1 rRNA gene is annotated in these 244 nt (G+C 54.1%); it reads left to right on the forward strand.

Annotation, left to right across the window (positions count from 1 at the left end):
• Positions 1 to 244, forward strand: a 23S ribosomal RNA gene (locus HC733_RS22805); the annotation flags it as partial.

The raw sequence follows: 244 nt of genomic DNA on the forward strand, positions 1-244 counted from the left end.
CTAGGAGGTTGGCTTAGAAGCAGCCACCCTTTAAAGAAAGCGTAATAGCTCACTAGTCGAGTCGGCCTGCGCGGAAGATGTAACGGGGCTAAACATACCACCGAAGCTGCGGCTGCGAACTTATGTTCGCGGGGTAGGGGAGCGTTCTGTAAGCCGTTGAAGGTGTACCGGGAGGTATGCTGGAGGTATCAGAAGTGCGAATGCTGACATGAGTAACGACAATGCGGGTGAAAAACCCGCACGC

The sequence above is a fragment of the Pseudoalteromonas sp. S16_S37 genome, assembly GCF_014694405.1.
Classification (GTDB): Bacteria; Pseudomonadota; Gammaproteobacteria; order Enterobacterales; family Alteromonadaceae; genus Pseudoalteromonas.